This is a genomic window from Palleronia abyssalis (assembly GCF_900302445.1).
Classification (GTDB): Bacteria; Pseudomonadota; Alphaproteobacteria; order Rhodobacterales; family Rhodobacteraceae; genus Palleronia; species Palleronia abyssalis.
In genome coordinates this window covers 272,171-292,908 of record NZ_ONZF01000003.1, presented here as the reverse complement: position 1 = coordinate 292,908, position 20,738 = coordinate 272,171, and the positions used below count along the sequence as shown (strand labels likewise).

At 66.4% G+C, this 20,738-nt stretch carries 20 protein-coding genes and 1 tRNA gene; 9 read left to right on the top strand and 12 right to left on the bottom strand.

All coding sequences use genetic code 11. The annotated features are described in order from the left end of the window. Window positions 1-39: 39 nt before the first annotated feature. The 8 genes from PAA8504_RS08715 to PAA8504_RS08680 all read right to left on the bottom strand — a co-directional run bounded on the left by PAA8504_RS08715 (window position 40) and on the right by PAA8504_RS08680 (window position 6,422). Window positions 40-726, bottom strand: a complete 687-nt coding sequence (locus tag PAA8504_RS08715) for a M48 family metallopeptidase (protein WP_108893795.1) — start codon at window positions 724-726, stop codon at window positions 40-42. A gap of 120 nt (window positions 727-846) precedes the next feature. Further along, complete coding sequence (locus tag PAA8504_RS08710; protein WP_108893794.1) at window positions 847-1,278, bottom strand: OsmC family protein; 432 nt, start codon at window positions 1,276-1,278, stop codon at window positions 847-849. 129 nt (window positions 1,279-1,407) lie between these two features. Further along, complete coding sequence (locus PAA8504_RS08705; protein ID WP_108893793.1) at window positions 1,408-1,851, bottom strand: DUF2383 domain-containing protein; 444 nt, start codon at window positions 1,849-1,851, stop codon at window positions 1,408-1,410. Between the two features lie 12 nt (window positions 1,852-1,863). Then, entirely contained in the window at window positions 1,864-2,688 is an 825-nt protein-coding gene (locus PAA8504_RS08700) for a manganese catalase family protein (RefSeq protein WP_108893792.1), read from the bottom strand. Between the two features lie 75 nt (window positions 2,689-2,763). Next, window positions 2,764-3,948 carry a vWA domain-containing protein gene (locus PAA8504_RS08695; RefSeq protein ID WP_108893791.1) on the bottom strand — a complete coding sequence of 395 codons (1,185 nt, stop codon included), beginning with the start codon at window positions 3,946-3,948 and terminating at the stop codon, window positions 2,764-2,766. Then, window positions 3,948-4,115 (bottom strand): apolipoprotein acyltransferase, encoded by a 168-nt coding sequence (locus PAA8504_RS08690; protein WP_108893790.1) that lies wholly within the window; start codon window positions 4,113-4,115, stop codon window positions 3,948-3,950. Before PAA8504_RS08690 ends, PAA8504_RS08695 begins: the two co-directional genes overlap by 1 nt. Further along, window positions 4,112-5,482 carry a DUF2927 domain-containing protein gene (locus PAA8504_RS08685; protein ID WP_108893789.1) on the bottom strand — a complete coding sequence of 457 codons (1,371 nt, stop codon included), beginning with the start codon at window positions 5,480-5,482 and terminating at the stop codon, window positions 4,112-4,114. Before PAA8504_RS08685 ends, PAA8504_RS08690 begins: the two co-directional genes overlap by 4 nt. Before the next feature lie 97 nt (window positions 5,483-5,579). After that, the gene (locus tag PAA8504_RS08680; protein ID WP_108893788.1) at window positions 5,580-6,422 is read right to left on the bottom strand and encodes an AAA family ATPase; all 843 of its coding nucleotides are present in this window, start codon (window positions 6,420-6,422) and stop codon (window positions 5,580-5,582) included. A 281-nt stretch (window positions 6,423-6,703) separates the two neighbouring features. Between PAA8504_RS08680 and dksA the strand changes: the two genes are divergently transcribed. Both dksA and PAA8504_RS08670 read left to right on the top strand, forming a co-directional pair. Next, window positions 6,704-7,126: an RNA polymerase-binding protein DksA gene (dksA, locus tag PAA8504_RS08675; protein WP_108893787.1), complete on the top strand. Its 423-nt coding sequence runs from the start codon at window positions 6,704-6,706 to the stop codon at window positions 7,124-7,126. A gap of 75 nt (window positions 7,127-7,201) precedes the next feature. Further along, complete coding sequence (locus tag PAA8504_RS08670) at window positions 7,202-8,272, top strand: FAD-dependent oxidoreductase (protein ID WP_108893786.1); 1,071 nt, start codon at window positions 7,202-7,204, stop codon at window positions 8,270-8,272. Between the two features lie 6 nt (window positions 8,273-8,278). Here the strand turns inward: PAA8504_RS08670 and tpiA are convergent, their stop codons facing one another. Beyond that, entirely contained in the window at window positions 8,279-9,034 is a 756-nt protein-coding gene (gene tpiA, locus PAA8504_RS08665) for a triose-phosphate isomerase (RefSeq protein ID WP_108893785.1), read from the bottom strand. 102 nt (window positions 9,035-9,136) lie between these two features. On the opposite strand from tpiA, the gene PAA8504_RS08660 reads away from it, so the two are divergent. Next, on the top strand, window positions 9,137-10,042 hold the full coding sequence (locus PAA8504_RS08660; RefSeq protein WP_108893784.1) for an isopenicillin N synthase family dioxygenase: 906 nt from the start codon (window positions 9,137-9,139) through the stop codon (window positions 10,040-10,042). 19 nt (window positions 10,043-10,061) lie between these two features. On the opposite strand, the gene PAA8504_RS08655 is transcribed toward PAA8504_RS08660, so the two are convergent. Next, window positions 10,062-10,802 carry a DsbA family protein gene (locus PAA8504_RS08655; protein WP_108893783.1) on the bottom strand — a complete coding sequence of 247 codons (741 nt, stop codon included), beginning with the start codon at window positions 10,800-10,802 and terminating at the stop codon, window positions 10,062-10,064. A 142-nt stretch (window positions 10,803-10,944) separates the two neighbouring features. Between PAA8504_RS08655 and PAA8504_RS08650 the strand changes: the two genes are divergently transcribed. From PAA8504_RS08650 to PAA8504_RS08640, 3 genes are all read left to right on the top strand, one after another. Further along, on the top strand, window positions 10,945-12,084 hold the full coding sequence (locus PAA8504_RS08650; RefSeq protein ID WP_108893782.1) for a pyridoxal phosphate-dependent aminotransferase: 1,140 nt from the start codon (window positions 10,945-10,947) through the stop codon (window positions 12,082-12,084). A gap of 96 nt (window positions 12,085-12,180) precedes the next feature. Continuing rightward, complete coding sequence (locus PAA8504_RS08645; RefSeq protein WP_108893781.1) at window positions 12,181-13,482, top strand: N-acetylmuramoyl-L-alanine amidase; 1,302 nt, start codon at window positions 12,181-12,183, stop codon at window positions 13,480-13,482. A 112-nt stretch (window positions 13,483-13,594) separates the two neighbouring features. Continuing rightward, a complete protein-coding gene (locus tag PAA8504_RS08640) occupies window positions 13,595-16,090 on the top strand; it encodes a penicillin-binding protein 1A (protein ID WP_108893780.1) in 2,496 nt (831 codons plus the stop codon). Between the two features lie 23 nt (window positions 16,091-16,113). Here PAA8504_RS08640 and PAA8504_RS08635 read toward each other — a convergent pair whose 3' ends face one another. Next, window positions 16,114-17,445 (bottom strand): DUF2254 domain-containing protein, encoded by a 1,332-nt coding sequence (locus tag PAA8504_RS08635; protein ID WP_181375739.1) that lies wholly within the window; start codon window positions 17,443-17,445, stop codon window positions 16,114-16,116. 78 nt (window positions 17,446-17,523) lie between these two features. Here PAA8504_RS08635 and PAA8504_RS08630 point away from each other — a divergent pair. Then, a tRNA-Ala gene (locus tag PAA8504_RS08630) sits at window positions 17,524-17,599 on the top strand. 108 nt (window positions 17,600-17,707) lie between these two features. Here the strand turns inward: PAA8504_RS08630 and PAA8504_RS08625 are convergent. Further along, the gene (locus PAA8504_RS08625; RefSeq protein ID WP_108893778.1) at window positions 17,708-18,883 is read right to left on the bottom strand and encodes a CaiB/BaiF CoA transferase family protein; all 1,176 of its coding nucleotides are present in this window, start codon (window positions 18,881-18,883) and stop codon (window positions 17,708-17,710) included. Between the two features lie 129 nt (window positions 18,884-19,012). Between PAA8504_RS08625 and PAA8504_RS08620 the strand changes: the two genes are divergently transcribed. Together PAA8504_RS08620 and phnF are read left to right on the top strand one after the other, a co-directional pair. Next, window positions 19,013-19,915, top strand: coding sequence for an HpcH/HpaI aldolase/citrate lyase family protein (locus PAA8504_RS08620; RefSeq protein ID WP_245897571.1), 903 nt, complete (start codon window positions 19,013-19,015; stop codon window positions 19,913-19,915). 106 nt (window positions 19,916-20,021) lie between these two features. Then, window positions 20,022-20,732 (top strand): phosphonate metabolism transcriptional regulator PhnF, encoded by a 711-nt coding sequence (gene phnF, locus PAA8504_RS08615; protein WP_108893777.1) that lies wholly within the window; start codon window positions 20,022-20,024, stop codon window positions 20,730-20,732. Window positions 20,733-20,738 lie beyond the last annotated feature (6 nt).

Here is a 20,738-nt window from a genome sequence, read left to right as displayed (position 1 = left end):
TGCGCCCTAACTAAGCGCCTTCGCGGCAGAGTGCCAGCATCAGCCGCCCAACCACTTGGCCTCGTTTGCTTCGATGGCGGCGATGCGCTCATCCGTCTTGGGATGTGACAAAAGCCAGGCGGGCTGATTGCCGCCGCCGCCGCCCGACAGACGTTCCAGCTTGCGGAACATGGCCTTTTGCGGGGCCGTCCCGATCCCGGCCTTGATCAACAGCGCCGAGGCATAGCTGTCCGCCTCGTACTCGTCCTGCCGCGACAGACGCGCGGCCAGAAGGGAGGCGAGGCCGTTCGCGATCCAGATGCCGATGCCGGGAATGATCCGCCCGAGGACCATCATCAGCGCCGTGCGCAGGGCGTTCTGGCCGGAAAAGTCGATCATCCGGCGCTTGGAATGGCCAAGGGCCACATGCCCCAGCTCGTGTGCGATGACGGTCGCCATCTCCTCGGCCGAGACCTCGCCGGCGCGGTAGCGGTCATAGAAGCCGCGGGTGATGAAGATGCGCCCGTCGGGGGCCGCCAGACCGTTGATCGGCGCGATCTCGTAGATATGCACCTTGATCCGGTCGATATCCAAGGCGCGGGCCATCTTGTCGGTCAGTGCCTTCAGGCGCGCATCGGCCAGTTCGGTCGATTGCCCGTCGAGCTGCTTCTTCGTCCGCCACACCGAAAACCGGTACATGACGAGAGCATAGCCAATGGCCAGAAGGATGGGGGTCAGCTTCAGCATGACCTCAAGATGGTGCGGTCCCGGGTCCGGCGCAATGGTGCTGCGTCATCGGGACGGGAACGTGAAAAGGGCGCGGACCCTGCGGCACGCGCCCTTCGTAATCTTAAGAAAGTTCCGCGATCAGGCCAGCTTGGCGTCCATTGTGATCTCGCTCACGCCGCCCAGCGCCTTCGAGATCGGGCAGCCCGACTTCGCGGCGTTGGCGGCGTCCATGAACTGATCCTCGGTCGCGTTCGGGACCGAGGCCGTAACGTCCAGATGGATCTTGGTGATTGCAAAGCCACCGTCGACTTCGTCGAGGGTCACGGTGGCTTTGGTATCGATGTTCGACGGCTCCAGATCGCTTTGGCCGAGGATCATCGACAGCGCCATCGAGAAGCACGAGGCATGCGCCGCGCCGATCAGTTCCTCGGGGTTGGTGTTCGTGCCGCCTTCGAAGCGTGACTGGAAGCCATAGTTTGCCTTGTCGAGCACGCCGGTCTGCGTGCTGATGGTGCCGGTGCCCTCTTTCAGGCTGCCTTTCCAGTTGGCGGATCCTGTCTTCTTGACCATGTTGATGCTCCCTCGGGTTCGTTTCGATACGATGGCGGGTGCCGTCGTTTGCGGATTGGGAAACGTCGCCGGGGGCATTGGCGTTCCGGGCCCCGGGGCCGGAGTTGTCCGGCCCCGGGGCTTTGGGTGTCAGGCCGTCTGGCTTTCCATCCAGCTGCGGTGACGCTTCTCGTCCGCCAGCGCGGTCTCGAAGGCGCTTCGCATCTCGGGGTCGGCCTTGGCGTTCCCCGAAGCCTGTTCATAGGCCTGTACCGTGTCATCCTCGTTGGTCTTCATCGCCTTGAGGATGGCGCTGTCGCCGGCAAGGTCCGCCAGGGCGATCTTCCCGGTGGTCAGCATCTCCTTCATGTCGCCACCTTGCGGAGCTTCGATGCCAAGCTTCGTGGCAAACCCCTTCAGTGCGTCGACATGCCGGATGTGATCCTGCCGGAAGTCCTCGATCTGGGTCTTGTACGCCTGATCGTCGATCCTCTCGATCGTCGACTCGTATGCCGCGATCGCGTCATGCTCGAGCTTCAGAAGATTGCGGACCAGCGTTTCGGCGTCGTTCTCGGTACCTACTGTCGTAACCATATCCGTTGCTCCTCAAATCTGCTCGGTCTGGGCGCCGCTGTTCGGCTTGGCCTTGCCGAGGTCGGGCTTCTGACCTTGCGGCTCGGGCTTTTCCTTGATCGAGAACTCGGCACGCCCGTCCAACGACTTGCCGCTGGTCCAACGACCTTCGGGCGTCGGCTCGTCCAGCGAGGTGTTGAGGAAGTAATAGCTGTGCTCGGTTGCCTCGTGATCCTGCGGGGTCGAGTTCGGGACGGGAAGCTGCGCTTCCATGCCGCCCAGTTCCTCGATCACGGCCAGCCACTGCTGCTGGTGCATCGTGTCGCGCGCGATCAGGAAGGACAGCATGTCCTTCATGCCCGCATCGTCGGTCATGTTGTAAAGCCGGCTGGCCAGCACGCGGCCGCCGCCTTCGGCGGTGGCGTTGGCCATCATGTCGGCCGCCAGGTTGCCCGTGGCGTAGACATGGCTCATGTCGAAGGGCACGCCGTTGGCGTTGACCGGCATCGCGGACAGGCCGGAGGACAGGATGTGACGCGGGTTGGCGCCGCCCATGATGGCGTGAACGATGGGATCCTTCGCCGCCTCTTCCTGCGCCGTGACCGGGGCACCTTCGAGGTTCAGCGCGACCGCGTGGCCAAGAAACTCGATATGGCTCAACTCTTCGGTCGCGGTCATCATCAGCATGTCGCGGTACTTCGCGTCGCCGCGCGCGCCCATCGCCTGGAAGAAGTACTGCATGGCGACGCGGATTTCGCCCTCAACGCCGCCGATGGCCTGCTGAAGGTACTTCGCGAAGACGGGATCGGGGGTGTCGACCCGGACCTGATACTGAAGTTTCGACGAATGGTGGAACATGGTGTCACTCCTTACTTATCGACTAAGGTATGAAACCGGTTCGCCCCGCCTTGTTCCGAACTTTTCGCATGCAGATCAGGTCAGCAACTTCATCCCACGTGTCAGCCCGTCGAGGGTCATCGGCACCATCCGGTCGGCCCCGAAAATCTGCTGGATCATCTGCGTGGACTGCGTGTAGCCCCAGTATTTTTCGGGCACCGGATTGATCCACAGATGCTCGGGCCACTGGGTGCGGGCGCGCTCCAGCCAGGTATGGCCGGCCTCGGGGTTCCAGTGCTCATTTGCCCCTCCGGCCATCGCGATCTCGTAGGGGCTCATCGCTGCGTCGCCGACGAAGATGCAGCGCCATTCGGGGCCGTAGGTGCGCAAGACCTCCCATGTGGGGGTCTGCTCGGTCCAGCGGCGGCGGTTGTCGGTCCACACGCCTTCATACAGGCAGTTGTGGAAATAGAATTGCTCCAGGTGCCGGAACTCGGACTTCGCGGCCGAAAACAGGTCCGACACGACCTGGATATGATCGTCCATCGATCCGCCCACGTCCAGAAACAGCAGCACGCGCACGGCGTTGCGCCGTTCGGGGCGCGTCTTGACGTCGAGATAGCCGTTATTCGCGGTCGAGCGGATCGTGCCGGGCAGGTCCAGCTCCTCGGTGGCGCCGTCGCGGGCCCAGCGGCGCAGGCGCTTGAGGGCCACCTTGATATTGCGCGTCCCGATCTCTCGATCCTCGTCGAAATTCTTGAACTCGCGCTTGTCCCAGACCTTCACCGCGCGGCGGTGGCGGCTTTCATGCTGACCGATGCGCACGCCTTCGGGGTTGTAGCCGTAGGCCCCGAAGGGCGAGGTGCCGGCCGTGCCGACCCACTTGTTGCCCCCCTGGTGACGGCCTTCCTGTTCCTTCAGCCGCTCGCGCAGCGTCTCCATCAGTTTGTCGAACCCGCCCAAGCTTTCGATCTCGGCGCGTTCCTCGGGGCTCAGGTGTTTCTCGGCCATCTTGCGCAGCCAGTCCTCGGGCAGGTCCATCGCCTCGATCACGGCCTCGGGCGGGATCGCCTCTATGCCCGCGAAGCTGGCGGCGAAGGCCTGGTCGAAGCGGTCGATATGCCGTTCGTCCTTCACCAGACTGGCGCGGGCCAGATAGTAGAACCCGTCGACGTCATAGGTCACGAGGCCGGTCTTCAGAACGCCCAGAAAGTCCAGGAATTCGCGCAGGCTCGTCGGAACCTTGTGACGGCGGAGCTGGTCGAAGAAGGGCAGGAACATCAGGCGATCAGGTTTTCCAGCGTGACGGTGACGATCAGACCCAGAAGCGCGCCCGCGATGGCGCAGGCCAGCGCGTATTGCACCTTGTCGGCGCGTTTTCCGCCATGCCGTCCGGCCAGGCGGATACCCAGGATGACGCCGGCGGCGACGCAAAGAATGACGATCATGAACCTGTCCCCCGTCTTGGCGCGATGGCCGAGATTTCCTCGGCGCGGCGCAGGACCTCGTCCGTATCACCATATCCATAGCGCGCCCAGCCCAACGCCTCGTGCCTGAGGCGATCCGCCTCGGAGCCGCGGTCCAGGCTGCGCAACGCCTCGGACTTGACCAGCAGAAGGGTGGACAGAAGCGCCGCGTTCTCGGCCGCGATGACAGCGTCGGTATTGGCGTCCACGATGGCCAACGTCGCCTGCGGCTGCCCCGAGGACAACGCGAAGGCGGCCAGTTGCATCGCGATATGGGCGCCATGGACCTGCGTGGCCGGGTCGGAACCATAGATGCCGGCGGCTTGCAGGAACGAGCTCAACGCCAGTTCGGGGTCATCGCCCAGCGACAGCCGGCCCAGCGCGAACAGCGAAAAGGCCAGCCGGTTGTCATTCCAGCCGCCCTGCCGCGCGATGATCACCGCGCGGCGAGCCGCGGCGCGGCGCTGCGTCATGCGGGTGCGCGGGCCCAGGGCGTGCTCGATCTCGTCGATCCAGGCGCGTGTGGTCGCCGGGCGAACCCGCGGGGCGCGCTGGGCGCCGGCCGGGTTCAGCCGCCGCAGCACCCGCGGCAGAACCGCGGCGACCTGATCGCGGTTCATCCCCGAGCGTAGTTCGGGCGCATAAGTTGCCCGCAGGATCAGCATGTCGAAGCCCGTCAAGATCGTGTGGAAATTGTCGTCGTTGAAGACCGAGTCGGTCAGCCGGTACAGATCGTTCAGCGGCCCAAGCGCCTGCGCCAGCTCTTCGTGCAGGCAGTCGCGCACCTCCTGCGGGGGCACGTCGCCGGGGATGAACACGGCCAGCGTCTCGCGCGTGGGCAGGGTGGCCCAGTCGATCCGATCGGACCGGCGGTTGCGCGTGAATTCGGACCACGACCTAATCCGGGGGACCACGAAACAGGCGGCTTCGGGCACCGCGCGTTGCAGCTGGGCGCGGGGCACGACCTCGACCGTGATGTTGGCCTGCCGGTTCGCGGGCACCCGGGCAATGTCGATCCCCGCCTCGCTGCGGAACCGGGTCAGCAACCGCGCCAGATCGGTGTCCAGGTTGACAGGCACCGGCCCCGTCACCCGCACGCTGATCGGCCCCTCGAACCGGGTCAGGACGGGAAGGGCACGCCCCGATTCCAGCGTGAAGGACAGGTCCAGGAAATCCTGCGCGATCTCGACATTCGACCGCGCGGGGCGGGTAACGCGATGGGCTGTGAAGGTGCGCATCGTCGGCAGATCGGCCAGGTCGTAGGTCGCGCGACGCTCGGATACGGTTTCAGGCGCGGCGCAGGCCGACAGCGCAAGAAGCGATGAGATGAGGAGGGCGCGAAGCTGCATTGACGGCATCCTCAATCATGGCACCGGGAATGTGAACCGCGCGCACCCGAACATGAGAACTTCCCCGCCGATGCGCGTATCTGGCAACGCCCGCGCCCTAGCGGCCCTGCCGCTGTGCCATGAAGGCCAGCCGCTCGAACAGTTGGACGTCCTGTTCGTTCTTCAAAAGCGCGCCGTGCAGTTTGGGCAGCGCGTCCTTGCCGTCCTTGCGCAGGTCTTCGGCCGTCAGATCTTCGGCCAGAAGCAGCTTCAGCCAGTCGATCACTTCCGAGGTCGATGGCTTCTTTTTCAGCCCCTGCTGGTCGCGGATCTCGTAGAACTGGGTCAGCGCGGCGGTCAGCATCGCGTCCTTGATGCCCGGGTGGTGCACTTCGACGATACGCTTCAGCGTGTCCATGTCGGGGAAGCGGATATAGTGGAAGAAGCACCGGCGCAGGAAGGCGTCGGGCAGCTCTTTCTCGTTGTTCGAGGTGATGATGACGATGGGCCGTTGGCGGGCACGGATCGTCTCGCCCGTCTCGTAGACATGGAACTCCATCCGGTCGAGCTCTTGCAGAAGGTCGTTCGGAAACTCGATATCGGCCTTGTCGACCTCGTCGATCAGAAGGACCACGCGTTCGTCGGCCTCGAACGCCTCCCACAGCTTGCCTTTGCGGATATAGTTCTTGACGTCGTGGACCCGTTCATCCCCCAGCTGGCTGTCGCGCAGGCGGCTGACGGCGTCATACTCATAAAGCCCCTGCTGTGCGCGGGTGGTGGATTTCACGTGCCATTCGATCATCCGCAGACCCAGGCTCTGGCTGACCTGGCGCGCAAGCTCGGTCTTGCCGGTCCCAGGCTCGCCCTTGACCAGAAGCGGCCGTTCCAGAGTGATCGCGGCATTCACCGCAAGCTCCAGATCGGCGGTGGCGACATAGGTCTCGGTCGAACTGAACTGCATGGAACACCCCCTTATGACGGCCCAAGGCCTAGTGGCGGGCGGGGGACGATGCAAGCGGGCCGCCTCTCGCCGGGCGACCTGTAAATACGCGCAAAAGTGGAAGGATCCCGCCTGAGCTTTGGAGGAAACACGTATAACGCGAGAAAGTGCGGCAATCCAGCCCGACGGTTGACGCTAGGGCGAAGATGTCACGTGACAACATAAAATCCTTGGAGTATGCCGCGCCCATGGGCTGATCAGGGATGGGACAGATCGGTCCACAGTAAAAGGGAGTAGGGTGAATGAGGGTCGAAACCTTCTTGTCGGACGACTACCGTCCCGCCGAGGACGAGCCGTTCATGAACGAACGCCAACTCGAATACTTTCGCCGTAAGCTGCACGACTGGCGTGAAGAATTGCTTAACGGAAGCCGCTCGACGATCGAGGGCCTTCAGGACGGCACCCGCAATATCCCCGACGTCGCCGATCGCGCCAGCGAGGAGACCGACCGCGCGCTGGAGCTTCGGACCCGGGATCGCCAGCGCAAGCTGGTCGCCAAGATCGACGCGGCCCTGCGCCGGATCGAAAACGGTGAATACGGCTATTGCGAAGTCACGGGCGAGCCGATCTCGCTCAAGCGACTGGACGCACGGCCGATCGCCACGCTCAGCCTCGAGGCGCAGGAGCGTCACGAGCGGCGCGAGAAGGTTCATCGCGACGACTGACCGCATGTTTCGACGTATGGCAGGCAAACGCCGGGGCAGGGGTCCCGGCGTTGTCGTTTCTGCAAGGGCCCGCGCATGACGCCCGTGACCGTGATAGGCGCCGGGATCGCCGGATTGACCGCGGCGCTGTCCCTGTCGGCCCGGGGCGTTCCGGTCCGCGTGGTCGAACGCGCCAAAGGTCCCGCCGAACTGGGCGCCGGCCTTCAGATCAGCCCCAATGGATACAAGGTTCTGGAGGCGCTTGGCCTCGGCCCCGCGATCGAGGCGCGGTCGCTGGCCAACCTTGCGGTGGTACTGGCCGACGGTCGTACCGGGGCGCAAGTTCTGCGGATGCCGCTTTCAGGTCCGTTCCGCCTGGTGCGGCGGCCCGACCTGATCGCCATTCTGTCCGAGGCCGCCGACGCCGCCGGGATCGATGTCGCCTATGGCCGGCCGATCGACTCTCCGCCGCCCGAGGGCGCGGTTCTGGGGGCCGACGGCCTGCATTCGGTCGTGCGGCCGCATCTGAACGGGGCCGACGCGCCGTTCTTCACCGGCCAGGTCGCGTGGCGGGCCGTCGTGCCCGGGGACCGTCCGCCCGAGGCGCGGGTGGACATGGACGCCGCGCGTCACCTCGTGCGGTATCCGCTTCCGGGGGGCTTGGTGAACCTCGTCGGGATTCAGGAGCGGGCGGACTGGACTGCGGAAGGATGGCGCCAACCCGGCGACCCGGACGCCTTCCGCGCCACCTTTGCCGGGATGCCCGCGGCCGCTGACGATCTTGCTAAGATCGACACCTGCCATCTGTGGGGCCTATTCCGCCATCCCGTTGCCCGCCGCTGGCAGGACGGACGTGTCGCGATCATTGGCGATGCTGCGCACCCGACGCTGCCCTTCTTGGCCCAGGGCGCGAACCTCGCGCTGGAGGATGCGTGGACCTTCGCCGCGGCCCACTCCGCGGGCGACCTGCCGGGGTGGGAGGCCGCGCGCCGCCCCCGGGTCGAACGGGCGATCGCCGCCGCCAACGCCAACGCACGCAATTATCACCTGTCGGGTCTGACGCGGCTTGTCGGGCATGCCGGCCTGCGGGTGCTGGGGCGTGTCGCCCCGGCTTTCATGCCGTCGCGGTTCGATTGGCTCTACGGCCACGACGTGACCGCCCGGTGATCGACGTCAGGAGCTTGCCAGCGCCTCGATGATGCCGCCGAAATCGGCCGCCTTCAGCGAGGCCCCGCCGACCAGCGCGCCGTCCACGTTCTCGACCGCGAAGATCTCGGCCGCGTTGCCCGGCTTGACCGACCCGCCGTAAAGAAGCCGCACCGACCGCCCCACGCCCGGGCCGAACCGCTTTTCCAGCTGCGCCCGGATGACGCCGTGAACCTCGCTGATCTGGTCGGTGGTGGGAACCTTGCCGGTGCCGATGGCCCACACGGGTTCGTAGGCGACGACCAGGTTCAGCCCGGTCGCTTGTGTCGGCAGCGATCCGGCCAGCTGGCCCTTGATGATGTCGATGGTGTTCGACGCCTCGCGCTCGCTCAGCGTTTCGCCCACGCAGACGATGGCCGTCAGGCCCGCAGCCCAGGCGGCCTTGGTCTTGTTGCGCACGACCTCGTCTGTCTCGCCATGGTCGGCGCGGCGTTCGGAGTGACCCAGGATCACGAAGCTGGCGCCTGCGTCCTTTAGCATCCCGGCCGAGACGTCGCCGGTATGGGCGCCCGACTCCTCCCAGTGGCAGTCCTGGCCGCCCACCGCGATGGCCGTGCCGTCGGCCTTCTGCGCAAGACGCTCGACCAGCGTGGCGGGCGGGCACAGCAGGATTTCGCAGCCCGCATTGGCGTGGGTCTCTGCCAGTGCCGCGACCTCTGCCAGCTCGGCGCTGGTCCCGTTCATCTTCCAGTTTCCGGCAGCCAGTTTCTGTCGCTCGGCCATGGTATGGTCCCCTTCGTTCCCTTTTGCGCCTAGAGGTAGCGGCTTTCAGCCCGTGTCAAAAGCGATTACGTCAACGCGGCACACGCGACCAGGAGAGTGCCCATGATCCCGCAGATCGACGCCGCCCGCCTTCATGCACCCGAAACGCAGGACGCGCTGCGCCATGCCGCGACCGAAACGGGGTTCCTGACGCTGACGAATACCGCCATCGACCGCGCCCAGGTCGAGGCGGTGATCGCCGCCTATCTGTCGTTCTTCCGTCTGGACGAGGCGCACAAGGCCCAAATCGACATGGCGCGTACAGGCTCGAACCGCGGCTGGGGCGCGTCGGGGGCCGAGCAGGTCGACCCGGCCGCGAACCCTGACTACAAGCAGGTCTTCGACATGGGGATGGAGCTGTCGGCGGACGATCCCCTGGCCGCGCACGGGCTGAAATACTACGCCCCCAACCATTGGCCTGCGGATCTGCCGGGCTTTCGTGAAACGCTCGAGGCCTATTACGGCGGCGCCCGGCACGTGGCGCTGGACCTTCTGGCAGCGCTGTCGACGGCCATCGGTCAACCGCGGGACTATTTCGCGGACCGGTTCGACAAGCCGATGGCGCTGTTGCGCGGCAACTATTATCCGCCGCGGCCCGACGATGCCGGCGCGCGCGATTTCGGCATCGCCCCGCATACCGATTACGGCTGCCTGACGCTTCTGGCCACCGACGGCACCGCCGGGCTGGAGGTTCAACTGCGCGACGGTACATGGATCGACGTCGCGGCCAACCCCGGCACCTTCGTCGTCAATTTCGGAGAGATGCTTGAGATGTGGACCAACGAGTTGGTCCGCGCCACGCCCCACCGGGTGATCGGCACCGCGACCGAGCGTGTGTCGGTGCCGTTGTTCTTCAATCCGAACTACGACACCAACGTGGCCCCCATGGGGTCAGGCCGGACGATCCTTGCGGGCGACCACCTGTCGCGCCGCTATGACGAGACCTACCTGCACCTCGCCAAGGGGTGATCCCGGGGGGGGCGGGGCCTCAGCCCCGCTCGTCTTCGACGATCTGGCGCATCGCATCCAGGGGCACATAGCCGCGCACCATCTGGTCGCCGAAGACGAAGGACGGCGTACCGTTCACGCCCATTGCCTGACCCAGTGCCAGCGTCTCGGAGATCCGGGTGTTCACCTCCTCCGAGTCCATCCGCGCCTCGATCTCGGCGAAGTCGAGGCCCGCCTCCTCGGCCAGATCGGCCAGGCTGTCGGGCGTCACGTCGGCGCGCATCGTCATCAGCCCGTCATGCACCGCCTCGTAGGCGTCGTCGCCGGCGACCAGCTGCGTGGCGATGGCAAAGCGCGAGGCCAACGTGGATTGCTCGCCCAGGATCGGAAATTCCTTCACGATCAGGCGGATGTTGCCGTCGCTTTCGATCAGCTCTTCCACCTCGGGGAAAGCGCGCCGGCAATAGCCGCAGCGATAGTCCAGGAACTCAACCACGGTGATGTCGCCATCGGGGTTGCCGCCCACCCAGTCGTCGCCGTCAAACAACGCGGCGGCGTTCTGCGCGATCAAATCGGCATCGGACGACGCCTGCGCCTGCTGTTCGCGGCTTTCCAGAACCGCGATCGCCTCCATCAGGACTTGCGGGTTCTCCAGAAGGTAGGCGCGGACTTCATCGCCGAAGGCCTGACGCTCGGCCTTGGTCATGGCGGTCATGTCGAACGCGGCGGCGGGCAGGGCCAGCCCCGTGGCAAGGGCGGCGGCGCAAAGGGTCTTCAGCATCGGCGGGGCTCCATCAAAACTCGGGCGCGACCCTGCGGGAAGTGGGCCGGTGTGGCAAGCCGATTGGCGGACCCATTGGCGGGAACGTGATTGACGCGCGCCGGGCAGGGGGGCAGGCAGGGCCGCGACAGGAGGATCCAACATGCGACAGTCGAACCGGGGCAAGGTCGATCCGTTCATTGTCATGGACGTGATGGAACGCGCCCGCGCCGCCGAGGCGCAGGGACGCCGGATCATACACATGGAGGTCGGCCAGCCCGGCACCTCTGCCCCCGAAGGCGCGCGCGCCGCGCTGGCGGCGGCGATGGCGGCCGATCCGCTGGGGTATACCGTGGCGCTGGGCCTGCCCGAACTGCGCGCCCGGATCGCAAAACATTACCGCGACTGGCACGGCGTGGACTTGGACCCGGCGCGGGTCGTGGTCACGGCGGGGGCGTCGGCGGGGTTCGTGTTGGCCTTCACTGCACTCTTCGACGCGGGCGACCTGGTGGGGCTGGGGCTGCCGGGATACCCGTCCTATCGTCATATCCTGACCGCGCTATCGCTTGAGGCGGTGGGGATCCCCACCACGATGGAGGACCGCTTCCAGCCGCGCCCGGACCAGATCGGCACGGATCTGGACGGGCTGATCGTCGCCTCGCCCGGCAATCCGGCTGGCACGATGCTGTCGCGGGACGGGCTGGGCGCGCTGGTCGACCGCTGCGCGTCCGAAGACGTCGCGCTGATCTCGGACGAGATCTATCACGGCCTGCATTACGACCGCCCCGCCGTCTCGGCGCTGGAACTGACGGACGACGTGTTCGTCATCAATTCCTTCTCGAAATACTTCTCGATGACGGGCTGGCGCGTCGGCTGGATGGTCGTCCCCGAGTCCCATATCCGCACGGTCGAACGGCTGGCGCAGAACATGTTCATCTGCCCGTCCCACGCCAGCCAGGTCGCCGCCCTTGCCAGCTTCGACTGCACGGCCGAGCTCGAGGCCAACCGCTCGGTCTATGCGGCGAACCGGCAGCTGATGATCGACGGTTTGGCCGCAGCGGGGTTCCCCAGCTTCGCGCCGCCTGATGGCGCCTTCTACGTCTATGCCGACAGCCGGCATTTGTCGGACGACTCGCTGTCGCTGTCCACGCGCATCCTGGACGAGGCGGGGGTGGCCGTGACCCCGGGTCTGGATTTCGATCCGGCGCGCGGGGCGGGAATGCTGCGATTTTCGTACGCGCGGGCGACGGCGGACATTGCCGAGGGCCTGGACCGCTTGCGTGATTGGGCCGCAAGGGCCTGATTTTCCTTTTGGCATCGGCGCTGAAATGCTAGGCTACCCCCAGGACCGAGGCGCCAAGACCCCGGCCGAGGCGGGATGACAAGAGGCACGGAATGCATGGGATTCAGAACACTGGCGATTGGCCTTCTGGCGGTGGGGCTTTTGTCCACCGAGGCACGTCCGCAGGAAGACACATCTGACGTCTGGGACGGCGTTCCGGACGAAAGCACGGCTGCCCAGTCGCTGGATCAGGTCCCGGCGGAGGATCAACTGACGGCCCTGGCCCGCATCGACCCCGACAGAAGCCGGATCGAGGATTTCGGCGCCAACCTGCACGTGGAACTGGCCCTCAGCCAGCCGGTGCAATGGCGCGTCTTCACCCTGGACGCGCCGCGACGGCTGGTCATGGATTTCTCGGAAGTCGACTTTTCGGGGGTGGACCTTGAAGCCCTCGTCGCCTCGGACATCGTGGCGGGCCTCTATCGTGGTCGGTTCCGCGAGGGATGGTCGCGGCTGGTGATCGAACTGGGCGCGCCCATGCGGATCGAGACCGCGGGCCTCGCCATCGCCGGGATCGAGGGTGCAGTCCTGAAACTGCAGATGGCCCCCACCACGCAGGAGCGTTTCGACGCCGAAGTCGGCCTGCCGGACGACGCCGCCTTCGCGCTGCCCCAGCCCGAGGAAGTCGCGCCGCCCGTCATGCGCCAGCTCGGCGACCGCCCGTTGCGGGTCACGCTCGACCCCGGGCATGGCGGCTTCGATCCGGGCGCCGAGGTCGGCGGCAGCCGCGAGTCCGACCTGATGCTGCAATTCGCGCTGGAACTGGCCGAGATCCTGAACGCCGCCGGGATGGAGGTCAGCCTGACCCGGACCGACGATGCGTTCGTGCCCTTGCCGGATCGCGTCGGCGTGGCGCGCGCGAGGCAGGCCGACCTGTTCCTGTCCCTGCATGCCGACGCGCTGGCCGAAGGGGCGGCCTCGGGGGCCTCGGTCTATACCCTGTCGTCCGAGGCCTCGGACGACGCGTCGCAGAAGCTGGCCGAACGGATGGACCGGACGGATCTGCTGGCGGGCGTGGATCTGCAGATCGCCGACGACGAGGTTGCGACGATCCTGCAAGAGATGGTGCGCGCCGAGACCGGACCGCGATCCGCCGCATTGGCCGACGAGATCGTGAACGGCCTGTCCCGCGCGACCGGCGATCTTCACAAGCGACCCCGCCTGTCGGCCGATTTCTCGGTGCTACGGGGGGCCGACATCCCGTCTGTCCTGATCGAACTGGGCTTTCTGTCCAGTGACCGCGACCGCCACAACCTGCTGGACGCCGCGTGGCGGCGCGAGGCGGCGCACGGCATTCGCGAAGGCGTCGAAACCTGGGCTAGGGCGGACGCGGCCGAAGCGAAACGATTGATGCAATGACGGGATCACGGCCCCGTGTTCCTGCACATAATTCCGCCGATGCGGTTTTGATTTCACGCGGCCTTCACGCTAGAAGACCCCACTTCCCGTTCCCGACCCCGGAGATCTGCCAGTGATCCGCGCCATCCTTTCCCTCTTCGGCGGACTCTTCACGCTCGTCACCATGGGCGCCCTTGCCGTGGCGCTGTCCATCGGCGGGGTCTTCTGGATCTACGGGCGGGACCTGCCCGATACCGACCAGCTGGCGCAGTACACGCCCCCGACGATCAGCCGCATCTACTCGGCCGAGGGCAAGATCATCGACGAATTCGCCGAGGAACGGCGCCTCTTCACCCCCGCGAACGAGATTCCGGACATGGTGAAGCACGCCTTCATCTCGGCCGAGGACAAGAACTTCTATACCCACCAGGGCTACGATCCGCGCGGCATGGTGGCTGCCGCCCTCGACGCGGCGCAGGGCGGGGCCGTGCGCGGTGCCTCGACCATCACGCAGCAGGTGATGAAGAACTTCCTTCTGGGCGGCGAACGCTCGGCCGAGCGCAAGGTGAAAGAACTGATCCTGGCCGCCCGCATCGAAGAGACGCTGTCGAAGGACAAGATCCTCGAACTCTACCTCAACGAGATTTTCCTCGGTCAGAACAGCTATGGCGTCACTGCCGCCGCGCAGAGCTATTTCAACAAGCCGCTGACCGAGCTCGAGCCTCAGGAGGCCGCCTATCTGGCCGCGCTGCCCAAGGCACCGTCGACCTACCATCCGGTGCGCGCCAAGGAGCGCGCGATCGAGCGGCGCAACTTCGTTCTGCGCGAGATGTTCGAGAACGGCTATCTGACCGAGCCCGAGTATCGCGAAGCCCGCGTCGCGCCGCTTCTGTCCGTGCAGGGCGGAGACTTCGAAAGCTTCCGCGACGAGATCCCGCCGCGCGACTATTTCACCGACGAGATCCGTCGCCAGCTTAGCCGTGATTTCGGCGAGGGGGAGTTCTTCGGCGGCGGCCTGTCGGTGCGTGCCACCATGGACCCCGAACTGCAGAAGGTCGCGGCCGTCGCCCTGCAGGAAGCGCTGGAGAATTACGACCGCGGCCTGGGCCGGTGGCGCGGCAGCGGCAAGACCATCCCCGAAGACCAGCTTGGCGACTGGGAAGATGCTTTGGCCGGCGTGAATATCGCCCGCGACATCGAACTGGACGGGCCGTGGTTCCCGGCGGTCGTTCTGGACATCGCCGACCAGTCCCTGACCGTGGGCGTCGAAGGGCAGGGCACCCAGACAGTCCCGCGCGAGGACATCCAATGGCTGCGCGGCGATTTCTTCGAGAATTTCGCCCGTGGCGACGTGGTCCACGTGCGCAAGATGACCGCCGACGGCGATGGTGCATTCATCCGCTGGACCTTGCGACAGGTCCCCGAGGTCGAGGGCGCGTTCATGGCGATGGACGTGGACACCGGCCGCGTTCTGGCGATGCAGGGCGGCTTCAGCTATCAGCATTCGGTCTTCAACCGCGCCACGCAGGCGACGCGGCAGCCGGGTTCGTCGTTCAAGCCCTTCGTCTATGCCGCCGCGCTGGATTCGGGCTTCTCGCCCGCCACGGTCGTGGTCGACGCGCCCATCGAGATCAACACGCCCCAGGGCCTGTGGCGGCCCAAGAACTACTCGAACAAGTTCTACGGTCCCACGCCCCTGCGCACCGGGATCGAGCAATCGCGCAACCTGATGACCGTGCGCCTCGCACAGGAGGTCGGGATGGACACGGTCGCCAGCTATGCCGAGCGGTTCGGGGTCTACGACAACATGGGGCGGTTCCTGGCCAACTCGCTGGGGTCCGAGGAGACGACGCTTTACAAGATGGTCGCGGCCTATTCGATGTTCGCCAATGGCGGCGAGCGGGTGGAGCCGACGCTGGTCGACCGCGTGCAGGACCGCTGGGGGCGCAGCGTCTATACCCACGACCGACGCCAATGCTTCGACTGCGACATCGCCAGTCTTGAGCCCGGCGTTGCGCCCACCATCGTGTCGAACCGCGAACGTGTGATGAACGCGATCACGGCCTACCAGCTGACGTCGATGATGAAGGGTGTCGTGGAACGCGGCACCGCGCGCGGCAAGGTCGATCTGGGCGTGCCCGTGGCGGGCAAGACCGGCACCACCAACGACGCCAAGGACGTTTGGTTCGTCGGCTTTACCTCGAACATCGCGGCGGGCTGCTATATCGGCCACGACCAGCCGCGAAGCTTGGGCTCGGGCGCGTCGGGCGGCGGCATGTGCGCGCCGGTCTTCAACAAGGTGATGAAGGCCGCGACCGAGAAATACGGCGGCGGCCCGTTCGAGGTGCCCCCGGGCGGTCATTTCATCAAGATCAACCGCTTCACCGGCGCCCGTCTTCCTGACAGCGCGTCCGGTCCGGACGTCGTTGCCGAGTATTTCCGCCTTGGCGAAGAGCCGATCTTCGGCGTGACCTTCGATGGCGGCTTCGAGATGGGCGCGAACCTTCCCCTCGTCGAAGGTGCGGGCGGCGGATCGGGCCAGCAGGTCCAGAACGCCACCGGCAAGACGGTGGTGATCCCCACGAAGAAGGCGACCTTCGGCACGCTCAGCTCGGGCGGTCTCTACTAGGCTCGCTCGGGGCAGGGCTGCGCCTAGGCGTCCCGCGCCGCTCGTTCGGCGTGCATCGGGTCGGGCCCATCCCCTTGGGGCGAGGCGGCCCGGTCCGCGTCCAGCGTTGCGGCAGGACCGTCCGCCAGCGCCCGCGCGGCGATCTTGCGCATGTCCTGCGCCAGCAAAAGCCCGTCTTCGGCATAGGCCAAGCCACGCGCGCTGAGGTCGACGGCGGCCTCCCTGATCCCGGCCGCGTCATGCGTGGCCAGTTGTGCCGCGGCGGTCTGGATCGAGATCTGCACCTCGAAAAACGCCTTCCCGTCGCGGGCCAGCGGGTCCAGCGTGGCCGCAAGGACTTCCTCGGTCTTCAGCGCCGGGACGAAGACCCGCGGGGCAGGCGGCTGATCGAGTTCCCGTTCCGCCGGCATGGTCAACACCAGCCGCGTGATGCGCGAGATCGCGTCCAGCCCCGTGCGCGGATCGTTGATCCCTGGCGACAATGCGCGCTCGCCGATCTCGGCCAGCACGATCAGCGACTGGATGACGTCCTGCCCGGGCTCACGGCGGTCGTCTATGGTGAACGCGGCCCTGAGCTTCGCCTGTCGATCCTCGTCCAGCCGGTCGATCCCGATCTCGGCCAAGACGTCCCCCTGGGCCAGCCAGGCCCCCGGCCGGTGGCGCAGATAGGCCGTGCCGCCCCAGTGATCCAAATCCTTCGACAGCTTGCCGGTATCGACGTTTTGCAAGAACCCCGACCGTTCGGCGGTCAATTCTTGCAGGGCCCCGGCCACGTCTCCCTTCGGACTGCGCCCGCCCAGAAACGGCGTGCGGCGATAGACATCGATCGATTCGACCGCGCGGGCCTCGGCCCGGCGCAGCGTCGCCTCGACCGATCCCAGGCCGTCCAGGTGTCCGACCCACCGCAACAACGCGGCCACGATCAACGCCGCGACCGCGACCGTGAAGGCGTAGATCAGGGCGAATTCGCCCGTCTGGAAGACGCCGAAATCGATCATCACCGTCATCGCCAGCGCATAGACGAAGGCGCCGATGAAGGTCGCGATCACCGTCTGCGTGCGGCTGTCCTGTTGCAGCATCCGGTGCGCCCTGGGGGTCGTGTTCGCATCGGCCGCCAAGTGGGCCGACACCATGATCGACAGCGAAAACGTCGAGACCGTCAGCATCGACGCCGTGATGACGTCCAGCAGATCCTGCAGCGTCTCTTCGTCGATCTTCGCCGCGATGCCAAACGGGATGTAATTGCCCAAAGGCGCCAGGAACGCGGCGATCAACGCCAGTCCGGAAATCAGCGCAGAGCGCACCCAGAGACGCCGCGAGAACAGCCGGAACCGAAAGAAAAGGGAGGAGATCATACGAGAAAGACGTGCCAGACCGGCTGAGGTTCCACGCTTGACAACCCCCGGGCGCTCCGTCATCTAGCGGCCCATATCGGGGCCGTAGCTCAGTTGGGAGAGCGCGTCGTTCGCAATGACGAGGTCAGGGGTTCGATCCCCCTCGGCTCCACCAAACACCGTTTGAAATTTTAGGCCGGTGACGGGTGTCTGTGCGGCCCGTGCCTTTGGGTACACGACGATGTCCGCTTCATGTCGCGTCCGTACGCCTTTGCGGAAAGCTTCAGGTCTTGCGCGCGCGAAACCCCCAATCGCCCGCCCCAAGGGCCGGGGCTGCCCGGTCCACCGTCATGTCGCTGCGTCCGAAGCGGATCGGGGTTCTAAGGCCCTCCATCCCCTCTGGTGCGACGCGCATGCCCCGGGCGGCGATCTGGGGATCGCTCAGCGCTTCGGGGACCGTGTTGATCGGCCCCGCGGGCACCCCAGCCGCCTCGAGCCGGCCGATCAGCGTATCCCGGTCCACCATGGCGGTCGCCTGCGTGAGGTCCGCGCACAGTATGTCACGGTGATCGACCCGAGCCTCGTTCGTGGCGAACCGGGGATCGGCTGCCAGCTCGGCGCGCCCCAGCACGTCGCAGAAGGCGGCGAACTGCCGGTCGTTGCCGCAGGCCACGATCAGGAAGCCGTCGGCGGCGGGGAAGACCTGATAGGGCACGATGTTTGGATGCGCGTTGCCCAGGCGGGTGGGCTGGGTGCCGCCCAGAAGGTGGTTCGCGGCCTGATTGGCCAGCACACCGACCCCGCAATCCAGAAGCGACAGGTCAACGTGCTGCCCGCGCCCCGACCGGACCCGCTCGGCCAGGGCGGCCTGGATTCCGATCACGCCGTAAAGCCCGGTGAAGATGTCGATCCACGCGACGCCGATCTTCTGCGGCTGGCCCTCGGGCTCTCCGGTCAGGTCCATGATGCCGCACATGCCCTGGATCAGGAAGTCGTATCCCGGCTGCCGTGCGCGTGGCCCCGACTGCCCGAAGCCCGTGACCGAGGCATAGACCAGGCCCGGGTTGCGCGCTGAAAGCGTCTCGTAATCCAGCCCGAAGCGCTTCAGCCCCCCGACCTTGAAATTCTCTACCACGACATCCGCCCCGTCGATCAGGTCGCGCAGCCGTTCAAGCTTGGCGGGGTCGCGGAAGTCGCAGGTGATCGAGGTCTTGCCACGGTTGGCCGCGTGGAAATAAGCGGCGACCCGTTCGGTCCCGCCTTCGGGTGTCGGCCTGTCGATGAAGGGGGGCCCCCAACGGCGGGTGTCGTCGCCCTCGGGGCTTTCGACCTTGATGACCTCGGCGCCCAGGTCGGCGAGGGTTTGCCCGATCCATGGCCCTGCCAGGATCCGCGCCAGTTCGACCACGCGCAGACCGCTGAGCGGTGCGTTCGCCCCTTGGGTCGATATCTCCGACATGTAAATCCTCCGTGCCCCGGTGTGGGGGTCATACTGCGCCATGGCCCGAAGCGAAACCGCCGCCGCGCGGGGCTTGGGGAACGCGGGCCCGGCAGCTAAGACATGGGGACCTGCACAAGGATGGATTGAATGCCCGAAATGACGCCCCGATCCTGGCTTTTTATTCCCGGCGACAGCGAACGCAAGCTGGCCAAGGCCGACATGTCGGGCGCCGATGCCCTGATCCTGGACCTTGAGGACAGCGTCGCCCCGGCCGGCAAGGCGGCGGCGCGGGATCTGGTTCTGGAGCATCTGGCCGCCCGACCGGGGGACGCGCGCAGGCCGCTGATCTATGTCCGGGTCAATCCGCTGGACGAGGATGCGCTGGGTGATCTGACGGCGGTCATGCCAGGGGCGCCGGACGGCATCGTGCTGCCCAAGACGCAAGGGGCCGACGACGTGCGCGTCCTGTCGCTGTGGCTCGACGCGTTCGAGGCGGCGCACGGGATCGCCGCCGGTCGCACCCGCATCCTGCCCGTCGCGACCGAAACCGCGGCCGGCACGCTGAAGCTGGCCGAGTTCGCGGAAATCCCCCTGCCGCGCCTGATCGGCCTGACATGGGGGGCCGAGGATCTGTCCGCCGCGCTGGGGGCCGCGACCAACCTGGATCCCGAAACGGGGCAATGGGCGCTGATCTACAGGATGGCGCGGGTGCAGGTGCTTCTGGCTGCGAAGGCCGCGGGGGTGGCGGCCATCGACACCCTGCACATCGATTTCCGCGACGAGGCGGGGCTGCGCCAATCTTCGTCCCGGGCGGCTGGCGAGGGGTTCGCGGGTCGTCTGGCCATCCACCCCGCGCAGGTCGCGCCGATCAACGACAGTTTCGCCCCGTCGCCCGAGGTCGTCGCCCATGCCGAACGTGTCGTCGCCGCGTTCGAGGCCGAACCGGGGGCGGGGACGGTGGGCCTCGACGGCAAGATGATCGACATTCCCCACCTGAAGCAGGCGCAGACCGTCCTGAACCTCCACCGGGCGATTGCCGGGCGGGACTGATCGGGCCCTTCATACGACCGCACGGCCCCCATGCTGGGGTGTCGACAAGTGGACAACGGTGGATCGACAAGTAGACAGGCGGTCGTGAAGGTGTCACAAATTCTCCATGACGGCGGAAACGATCTGGTCTTCCATTGCCGAGACGCTTCGCGCAGAAATCGCGCAGGGCGTCCGTGCACCGGGCGCGCGCCTTCCGACCGAGGCGCAGTTGTCCAAGCGGTTCGGCGTGAACCGCCACACCGTGCGCCGCGCGCTGGCCCACTTGTCGCAGGAGGGGCTGCTTCACTCTCGGCGGGGCGTCGGTGTTTTCGTTGCGTCAAGACCGGCCGAGTATGCCTTGGGCCCGAAGGTGCGGTTCCATCGCAATATTTCGGCCGCCGGGCGCTTCCCGAAACGCCACACCACCCTGATCGAGACGCGAAATCCGACAGAGGCCGAAGCCGAGGCGCTGAAGATTTCGACGTCCGGGCGCGTCATCGCGACCGAGGGGATCAGCCTGTCTGACGGGGTGCCGATCGCCCTGTTCGCCTCGGCCTTTCCCGAAGACCGGTTGCCGGGGCTGGCGGACGCCCTGTCCGAACTGTCGTCGGTCACCGAGGCGCTGGCCCGCGCGGGTGTGCCAGACTACACCCGGCGCACGACCCGGATCACCGCCGTCACGGCCGACCCGGCGCAGGCCGCGCTTTTGCAGATTTCCGCCGGGACTGCCCTGATCCTTGGCGTCAGCCTCAGCGTCGATCCGGCCGGCCGCCCTGTCGAGTTCGGCACGTCCCATTTCGTGGGCGAGCGTGTGACACTGACCCTGGATCACGCCTGACCGACC

Bases quoted from the DNA above. Each gene is read 5' to 3' on its own strand.
- PAA8504_RS08715 (WP_108893795.1), bottom strand. From the start codon at position 726: ATGCTGAAGCTGACCCCCATCCTTCTGGCCATTGGCTATGCTCTCGTC.
- PAA8504_RS08710 (WP_108893794.1), bottom strand. From the start codon at position 1,278: ATGGTCAAGAAGACAGGATCCGCCAACTGGAAAGGCAGCCTGAAAGAG.
- PAA8504_RS08705 (WP_108893793.1), bottom strand. From the start codon at position 1,851: ATGGTTACGACAGTAGGTACCGAGAACGACGCCGAAACGCTGGTCCGC.
- PAA8504_RS08700 (WP_108893792.1), bottom strand. From the start codon at position 2,688: ATGTTCCACCATTCGTCGAAACTTCAGTATCAGGTCCGGGTCGACACC.
- PAA8504_RS08695 (WP_108893791.1), bottom strand. From the start codon at position 3,948: ATGTTCCTGCCCTTCTTCGACCAGCTCCGCCGTCACAAGGTTCCGACG.
- PAA8504_RS08690 (WP_108893790.1), bottom strand. From the start codon at position 4,115: ATGATCGTCATTCTTTGCGTCGCCGCCGGCGTCATCCTGGGTATCCGC.
- PAA8504_RS08685 (WP_108893789.1), bottom strand. From the start codon at position 5,482: ATGCAGCTTCGCGCCCTCCTCATCTCATCGCTTCTTGCGCTGTCGGCC.
- PAA8504_RS08680 (WP_108893788.1), bottom strand. From the start codon at position 6,422: ATGCAGTTCAGTTCGACCGAGACCTATGTCGCCACCGCCGATCTGGAG.
- dksA (WP_108893787.1), top strand. From the start codon at position 6,704: ATGAGGGTCGAAACCTTCTTGTCGGACGACTACCGTCCCGCCGAGGAC.
- PAA8504_RS08670 (WP_108893786.1), top strand. From the start codon at position 7,202: ATGACGCCCGTGACCGTGATAGGCGCCGGGATCGCCGGATTGACCGCG.
- tpiA (WP_108893785.1), bottom strand. From the start codon at position 9,034: ATGGCCGAGCGACAGAAACTGGCTGCCGGAAACTGGAAGATGAACGGG.
- PAA8504_RS08660 (WP_108893784.1), top strand. From the start codon at position 9,137: ATGATCCCGCAGATCGACGCCGCCCGCCTTCATGCACCCGAAACGCAG.
- PAA8504_RS08655 (WP_108893783.1), bottom strand. From the start codon at position 10,802: ATGCTGAAGACCCTTTGCGCCGCCGCCCTTGCCACGGGGCTGGCCCTG.
- PAA8504_RS08650 (WP_108893782.1), top strand. From the start codon at position 10,945: ATGCGACAGTCGAACCGGGGCAAGGTCGATCCGTTCATTGTCATGGAC.
- PAA8504_RS08645 (WP_108893781.1), top strand. From the start codon at position 12,181: ATGGGATTCAGAACACTGGCGATTGGCCTTCTGGCGGTGGGGCTTTTG.
- PAA8504_RS08635 (WP_181375739.1), bottom strand. From the start codon at position 17,445: ATGATCTCCTCCCTTTTCTTTCGGTTCCGGCTGTTCTCGCGGCGTCTC.
- PAA8504_RS08625 (WP_108893778.1), bottom strand. From the start codon at position 18,883: ATGTCGGAGATATCGACCCAAGGGGCGAACGCACCGCTCAGCGGTCTG.
- PAA8504_RS08620 (WP_245897571.1), top strand. From the start codon at position 19,013: ATGCCCGAAATGACGCCCCGATCCTGGCTTTTTATTCCCGGCGACAGC.
- phnF (WP_108893777.1), top strand. From the start codon at position 20,022: ATGACGGCGGAAACGATCTGGTCTTCCATTGCCGAGACGCTTCGCGCA.